At 39.3% G+C, this 7,471-nt stretch carries 6 protein-coding genes and 1 pseudogene; 5 read left to right on the top strand and 2 right to left on the bottom strand.

Features of this window, described 5'->3' with window-relative positions; all coding sequences use genetic code 11:
- The coding region (locus F988_RS07635) for an integrase core domain-containing protein (protein ID WP_004682285.1) at positions 1-306 on the top strand (306 nt) is incomplete at its 5' end.
- A 40-nt stretch (positions 307-346) separates the two neighbouring features.
- The gene (locus F988_RS07630; protein ID WP_004682284.1) at positions 347-1,627 is read left to right on the top strand and encodes an aryl-sulfate sulfotransferase; all 1,281 of its coding nucleotides are present in this window, start codon (positions 347-349) and stop codon (positions 1,625-1,627) included.
- Between the two features lie 67 nt (positions 1,628-1,694).
- Here the strand turns inward: F988_RS07630 and F988_RS14585 are convergent.
- Positions 1,695-2,824, bottom strand: a protein-coding gene (locus F988_RS14585; protein ID WP_141629354.1) for an IS3-like element ISAcsp5 family transposase whose coding sequence is annotated in 2 segments (ribosomal slippage) — positions 1,695-2,572 and positions 2,572-2,824 — 1,131 coding nt in all. Because the reading frame shifts where the segments join, the coding sequence is not laid out codon by codon here.
- A 164-nt stretch (positions 2,825-2,988) separates the two neighbouring features.
- Here F988_RS14585 and F988_RS07615 point away from each other — a divergent pair.
- A pseudogene (locus tag F988_RS07615) lies at positions 2,989-3,816 on the top strand (IS3 family transposase); the annotation flags it as partial.
- Between the two features lie 247 nt (positions 3,817-4,063).
- Positions 4,064-4,630, top strand: a complete 567-nt coding sequence (locus tag F988_RS07610) for a hemagglutinin repeat-containing protein (RefSeq protein ID WP_004679576.1) — start codon at positions 4,064-4,066, stop codon at positions 4,628-4,630.
- 187 nt (positions 4,631-4,817) lie between these two features.
- Here F988_RS07610 and F988_RS07605 read toward each other — a convergent pair whose 3' ends face one another.
- The gene (locus F988_RS07605) at positions 4,818-6,737 is read right to left on the bottom strand and encodes a sigma 54-interacting transcriptional regulator (protein ID WP_004682282.1); all 1,920 of its coding nucleotides are present in this window, start codon (positions 6,735-6,737) and stop codon (positions 4,818-4,820) included.
- Positions 6,738-6,963: 226 nt separating this feature from the next.
- Here F988_RS07605 and F988_RS07600 point away from each other — a divergent pair, with 226 nt between their 5' ends.
- Positions 6,964-7,446 carry an MSMEG_0572/Sll0783 family nitrogen starvation response protein gene (locus tag F988_RS07600; protein WP_004679574.1) on the top strand — a complete coding sequence of 161 codons (483 nt, stop codon included), beginning with the start codon at positions 6,964-6,966 and terminating at the stop codon, positions 7,444-7,446.
- The last annotated feature ends 25 nt before the right edge of the window (positions 7,447-7,471 follow it).

The following is a 7,471-nucleotide window of genomic DNA, read 5'->3' as shown; positions in this document are numbered from 1 at the left end:
TTTAATACAGACCAAGGCAGTCAATTCACAAGCGAGGCATTTTTGAATGAGTTAAAATTGCGAAATATCCGTATCAGTATGGATGGGAAAGGACGATGGATGGATAATGTGATGATTGAGCGGTTATGGCGCAGCGTGAAGCATGAGGAAGTCTATTTGAAGGCTTACGATACGGTTAAACAAGCGAAACAATCAATTGCTGAATATTTGGATTTTTATAACACGATACGTCCTCATTCAAGTTTGAATAAGGCAACACCAAATGAATTTTATGATCAACATTTACTAAAAGTAATGGCAGCATGATTTAAATATTTAGAGCGGATTTATCACTTATAAAACTGAATTGAGTGGTCTAATTAACGGAACCACATTAGTTTATCCAACAGGTGTGACAATTTATAAACCTGAAAAGGCATGGAATCACTATACAGTTTATTCAAGCCCAGATAAAAATAGTTATCTAATTGACATGAACGGTAATGTAGTAAATAGCTGGCCTTATAAAGGTTTTCCAACGGAAGTTATTGATCCTGCTGTAAACAAAGGCAAGTTAGGGCATGTACTGGTTCAATTAGAAGACCGTAAAGATACAAACAACAAATCATTTGGTAATGGGGTAAATAACCATGCTATTGGTGAGCTGGATTGGAAAGGTAACATCGTTTGGAAATGGGAAGGTGAAAAAACCGCAGGTCATGCGCATCAACATCACGAAATTGAGCGTTTAAAGAATGGGAATACGCTAGTACTTGCCAACCGTATTCATAAAATTAAAGGCTTTAAACTTGATAGTACAATTGATGATGTCATTTATGAAGTAACACCAAAAGGCAAAATTGTTTGGGAATGGTTAGCTTCAGATCATTTAAATGACCTAGGGTTTACACCAGAGCAAGTTGAATTGGTGAAAAACTCAAATCTTGCGGACTATTTACACTTTAACAATGCACGTACATTAGGTCCAAACAAGTGGTTTGACGCAGGTGATCAACGTTTCAACCCAGACAATATTATTGTTGATTCTCGTCAAGCAAACTTTATTGCGATCATTGATAAAAAAACGCGTAAAGTTGTTTGGACACTTGGACCGAACTACCCATCAGCTGAACTTAAAAACCCATTTGTAGCAGGAGACCAAAAACCTCGTCCAGTGGATCAATTAAGTGGTTTACATGATGCGAAGATTATTCCTAAAGGCTTACCAGGCGAAGGCAATATCCTAGTATTTGATAACCAAGGTGGTTCAGGTTATCCGGCTGTTTCTTTTCAAATTTCGACAGGTTCTTCACGTGTAGTTGAAATTGACCCATCGACTAAAGAAATTGTATGGGAATATCGCCCAGGTAGTTCATTCTTTAGTGCTTTCACAAGCTTGGCACGTCGTTTACCTAACGGAAACACAGTGATTACAGAAGGCCAAACTGGTCGTGTATTCCAGGTGACTAAAGCGGGTGAAATTGTATGGGAATATGTATCGCCACATTTCTCTGAAACAAAAACGAATGGTCTTGGCGGGAATAATTTATACCGTGCAACACCAGTACCATATAATTGGGTACCAGCTAATACACAAAAGAGTGAAGTTGCAGTCAAAACTCCAGACTTGGCAAAATTTAAAGTCTGATGTGGTTCCGTTAATTAGACCACTCAATTCAGTTTTATAAGTGATAAATCCGCTCTAAATATTTAAATCATGCTGCCATTACTTTTAGTAAATGTTGATCATAAAATTCATTTGGTGTTGCCTTATTCAAACTTGAATGAGGACGTATCATGTTATAAAAATCCAAATATTCAGCAATTGATTGTTTCGCTTGTTTAACCGTATCGTAAGCCTTCAAATAGACTTCCTCATGCTTCAAGCTGCGCCATAACCGCTCAATCATCACATTATCTCTCCACCGTCCTTTCCCATCCATACTGATACGGATATTTCGCAATTTTAACTCATTCAAAAATGCCTCGCTTGTGAATTGACTGCCTTGGTCTGTATTAAACACCTCAGGACAACCATATTTCACAATTGCTTCTTGCAACGCATCTATGCAAAAGTCTGTTTCCATACTGATCGATACACGATGAGCCAGTACTTTACGACTATGCCAATCTATAATTGCACACAAATAGACAAAGCCTTTAGCCATAGGAATGTATGTGATATCTGTACACCAGACTTGATTAGAGTGATCGATGACCATGTTTTTCAACAGATATGGGAAAATACGGTGTGCAAGATTAGGCTTACTGGTATTGGGTTTTGGATACAAGGCATGTATTCCCATCAAGCGCATTAAACGTCGGACTTTACGCCGACCTATTTGATGCCCTTGACGCTGTAGCATATCTCGTATCATTCGACTGCCCATAAATGGGTAGTCGAGATGAATTTCATCGATCAGACGCATCAAACTCAAATCAGTTGATGAAATCTCTTTGGGCTTGTAATACAACGTACTGCGATTGATTTGAATCAATTGCGATTGTTGTCGTACCGAAAGTTGATGGGTCTTATCGATCATTTTTTGCCGCTCAGCTGCCCTATTTTTCTGAGCGCACCTTCTAAAAAATCAATTTGCAATGCCTGATGCCCTATCTTGGCATGTAGAGCTTTGAGGTCAATCTCTGGTTCTTGTTGTGCTGTTGGTCGTGAAAAAATATTGACTGATTGCTCAAGCAGTTGATTTTTCCAATCGATGATTTGGTTTTGATGTAAATCGAATTGAGTAGAAAGTTCAGCGAGTGTGTGGTCGCCTTTAATTGCTGCGAGAGCAACTTTAACTTTAAACTCTGCTGAATGATTACGACGTTTTCTTCGTGTCATGGTTGACTCCTAAAACAAGCATTTCCCATGCTTATTGGGGAGTAGATTATCACTTATAGACGTGGTCTAAAATCCTAGACCCACATCAGTCAATTGATAATCTAAAGCTTATAAAATATTAAACTTTGTGAAATTAAAAAAGGAAGAGTAGTTACTCTTCCTTTTCGACCTATTATCGGGCTTTAGATCTCGTTGATAACCCAGAACATCGAGCGAAACGTGCTCTGCATGATTTACATCATGCAGAGCAAATTAAACGAATTTGGAAGGAAAGTTCAGGTCGGTATGGTGTGCGTAAGGTCTGGCAACAACTGAAACGTGAAGGCTATGTGATTGCACGTTGTACAGTTGCTCGATTGATGCAAAAGCTAGGTATACAAGGTGTTTGGCGTGGTAAGAATAAACAAACCACCCGTAACCGAGATGACCAAAAACGGGCAGATGATTTAGTGAAACGTAATTTTAATGCTGATCATCCAAACCAACTATGGGTGGGTGACTTTACCTATATTCAAACCAATTCTGGCTGGGTATATACCGCATTTATTATTGATGTGTTCTCGCGAGCAATTGTTGGATGGAAAGTATCAACACGGATGAATACAGATATGGTACTTGATGCACTGGAGCAAGCATTGCATGATCGAGGCATGCCAAAGAATGTGATTCATCATTCCGACAGAGGTGTGCAATATCTTTCCATTCGCTATACCAATCGTTTAGAAGCAGCAAATTTACGAGCATCAGTCGGTACAACGGGTGATTCATACGATAATGCTCTGGCTGAAACGGTGAATGGCTTATACAAAACAGAGGTGATTGAATATTTAAAAGCAGATTGGCAAGGTTTAGCGGATGTACAACTTGCGACATTAAATTGGGTAGATTGGTTCAACAAAAAGCGTGTACACAGTGCACTGGGTTATGTATCGCCTTTTGAGTTTGAAGCAATGTACTATGATAAGATTAATCCGTTAGGTCAGGTGGCCTAACTTAAATAAAAAAGTCTCCGACAAACCCGGTACGGTTCACTATTCCACTACCCAAGCTGATCAAGGTACTTCTATTCACAGTCAAGGCACGGTTGAGTTAAAGGCAAATCAAATTGCTGGCAAAGCTGTCGATCTTGCAAGTAAACAAGGTGATATTGTACTGAATGCACAGCACGGTATAAAACTTGAGAATGGCGAGGATTTGAAAGCAACTGATGTCGCTATGTCTGCTAAATCAGGAGGCATATTGGCACGGAGTACAGAGCGCAATGACATTTCGAAATCTAGTCAGTCAATTGCGAACCAAATCAATGCAGGTGGAAATATTGTACTCAATACTGAGCAAGGTGATATCACAGCAGCACATTTGAAAGCTGACGCTAGTGAAACAATTCAAATCCAAGCTAAAAATGGTGACGTGACTTTAAACTCTGCACTAAATGAAACAAGCCAAAGCAGTACATCTTCAAATACAAACTTCGCAACCTATAAAAACAGTCAAACAGGTTATATCGACCAAGAAGTTGCGCAAACGCAACTCATCGCTGGCAAAAATGTCGATATCAATGCAGGCAAAAATATTGAACTGCAAGCCAATGATGTAAATGCTGGGCAAAGCATCTATGTGGGTAATACATTGATGCAGCGCCAAGCCGATGGCACATTAAAAGCAGCAGATGGCTCATTGATGCCTGAAAATGTGACACTTAGTACCTTAGAAACCCATGACCAACAATGGGATGAACAGCAAAAAGGCTACCGTGGAATTGCGAAGGAGCTCATAAAAACAGGGCTTTGTTGCATAAATATGTAAGCATCTGATTTAAATAAATTTAATTTTGGATCAAAAAATAATCAAAACTTTTAAAATCATATAGTTATGAAATCTTTGTGCAACAAAGCCTTACAAACTCTACAATTTGCATATAGTGGAAGCTAATCACTACAAGCTCCAAGATACAATATCTATTATTTATAAAATCCTCACTCTAAGTAAAAAACTAATAGCTAATCCCAAATTTTTTTAATCTTGAAATTAAGGTCGTCGGATTAATTCCAAGCAATTGAGCAGCACCATCCTCACCAAATATTTTTCCTTCACAATGCTTGACAGCACGTTTTAGGTTTTCAATTTCTAATTGTTTAAGATCATCAAGTGTAAGAATATCTGGGGTCCTATGCTTAGCGATTACATTAGTTTCCTTTGTCTGAGAAACAGGCTGATCCTGTTCCAATAAATACTGGAATGACACAGCACCATGACGAGCAGTAATCATGGCACGTTCCAATACATTCTGTAATTCACGGATATTGCCGGGCCAGTTATAACGTTGCAATTCTTGGATATGTTTCTGGCTAAAAGAAAGGTAGGGTACTTTACGCTGTTCACAGATCAGCTTGCTAAAATGGCTGACCAGAAGAGGAATGTCTTCTTTACGTTCACGTAGTGCAGGCGAGAAAATTGGAAATACATTCAGGCGAAAATAGAGATCCTCACGAAAATGCTTTTGTTTGACTTCTTCTTTAAGATTGCGATTGGTCGCGGCAATAATCCGCACATTCACTTTGCGAGTCCGCTCCTCACCAACTCGTTCAAAGGTACCTTCCTGCAATACACGAAGTAACTTACTTTGTAGTTCTAGTGGAAGTTCACCAATTTCATCCAGGAATAATGTTCCTTGATCTGCTAGTTCAAAGCGTCCTGCACGATCACGAACCGCTCCAGTAAATGCGCCTTTGACATGGCCAAAAAATTCACTTTCAAATAGCTCGGCTGGAATAGCGGCACAGTTCACCCGAATTAAGGGTTGCTGCTTACGGTGGCTGGACTGATGAATCGCACGGGCAATCAATTCCTTACCTGTACCTGACTCGCCATAAACCATTACGTTTGCATCTGTTTGAGCAACAACCTTGATCTTTTCAATAATTTCTCGGATAGAGCTGCTATTCCCGACAATCTCATGATACTGGTTGTCCTGCAGGATTTCTTCCTGCAAATATTCATTTTGTTGTTCTAGGCGGCTTTTAAGGTTTTGCAGTTCATTTAAGGCCTGGGTAAGTTTGGCTTCAGTATTTAATCGTTCGGAAATGTCGCGGAATACCACCACTGCACCAATAATCTTACTATCACGGATCACAGGCGTACTGGTAAATTCAACTGGGAAATAACTACCATCTACCCGCCAAAATATTTCTTGAATACCCTCATGTACCACACCATCATGTACCGCAGCATAAATTGGGCATTGCTCAACAGGATAATGACGACCATCTTCATGGGTATGGTGGTGAATCTGATGAATATTCTTGCCAATAACATCTTCGGGTTTCAGCCCAAGCATTCTGGCACCGACTGGATTAATAAAGGTGCATAACCCTTGATGATTAATACTATAAATTCCATCGCCAACAGCACTAAGTAGCAAATGTTTACCAGTGTCTGAATCAATAAACAGTTCTTGTAGTGCTTGCCATTCCATTAAGCCAGAACGTATGGCTTTGTCTGCATTTTTATTAAATTGGCGTAGCTCTAGATCTTTGACATCAACAAGCGACCAGATCATATAGTCATGTTGTTGATAGGGCAAATGGGTCGCTTGTACATCCAGCTGGATTTTCTCTCCGTTCCAGTCAAAGGCATAAATTTCATTATTCCAGGCCTGACCTTTATTCAGCGTTTCCTCGGTAAAAGCAATCAGATAGGGTAGTTGGGTAAAGTGACCAAAAATTGAAGTGACCGATTTATTCAGTAATTCATGGCGTTCGTAACGTAGCATACGGGCCGCCGCAATATTGAAATCAATAAAACGATTCTCTTTCGGATCAATCACCATTAATGCCTGCGCGGCATGCTCAAAAGTTAAAGGTCTTAAAGAATCTTCAGAATTTGCCCAACCAGAAATAAAGTCAGCTGCCATGATATGAAATTTCGTAGATATAGCTATGAAAAATCATAGTAATACGAAATTTCATAATTGTAAAAAGTTTTTATCTGAACACCATTAAACAGAGAAAAACATGATTATCAAATAAAAACAATGATTTAAAAAATACATTATAGCAATTTTCTTAACTTGGCACAGCTTATGCAATAACTAAGACAAACCAATCAAGGTTGTTTAACTCATCTTATCGGAGCGCATTATGCCAAAAGTAGATATCGAACAATATAAAGATGGCGACTTCCTGGTCGACTATGAAGAAAAGGTATTTGAGGATGTCAAAGCACAGCCCGGCGAAAAAGCATTAGTAACATTCCATACAGTGGCTTTTGAAGGTTCGATTGGTTTGGTTAATGTGTTACAGGCTAAACGCTTATTACGTAAAGGCTTCGAAACCAAAATCCTGCTATACGGTCCAGGTGTGCAATTAGGGGTACAACGTGGTTTCCCGACTTTAGGCGCTGAAGCATTTCCAGGACATCTGGCAGTCAATAATCAGATCAAAGCATTCATGGAAGAAGGTGGTGAAGTCTATGCCTGCCGTTTTGCTCTTCAGGCGCTATATGGTCAGACTGAAAAAGCACTCATTCCTGGTATTCGTGCCATCAATCCATTAGATGTGATGGATCTTAAACTGCTCATGCGTCGTGACAATGCATTAATTATCGATACTTGGACAGTGTAATTCAAATCTTGGAAAAATAAGGGAG

This window comes from Acinetobacter parvus DSM 16617 = CIP 108168, assembly GCF_000368025.1.
GTDB classification, from domain to species: domain Bacteria; phylum Pseudomonadota; class Gammaproteobacteria; order Pseudomonadales; family Moraxellaceae; genus Acinetobacter; species Acinetobacter parvus.
This window is presented reverse-complemented; position numbering and strand designations above follow the sequence as displayed.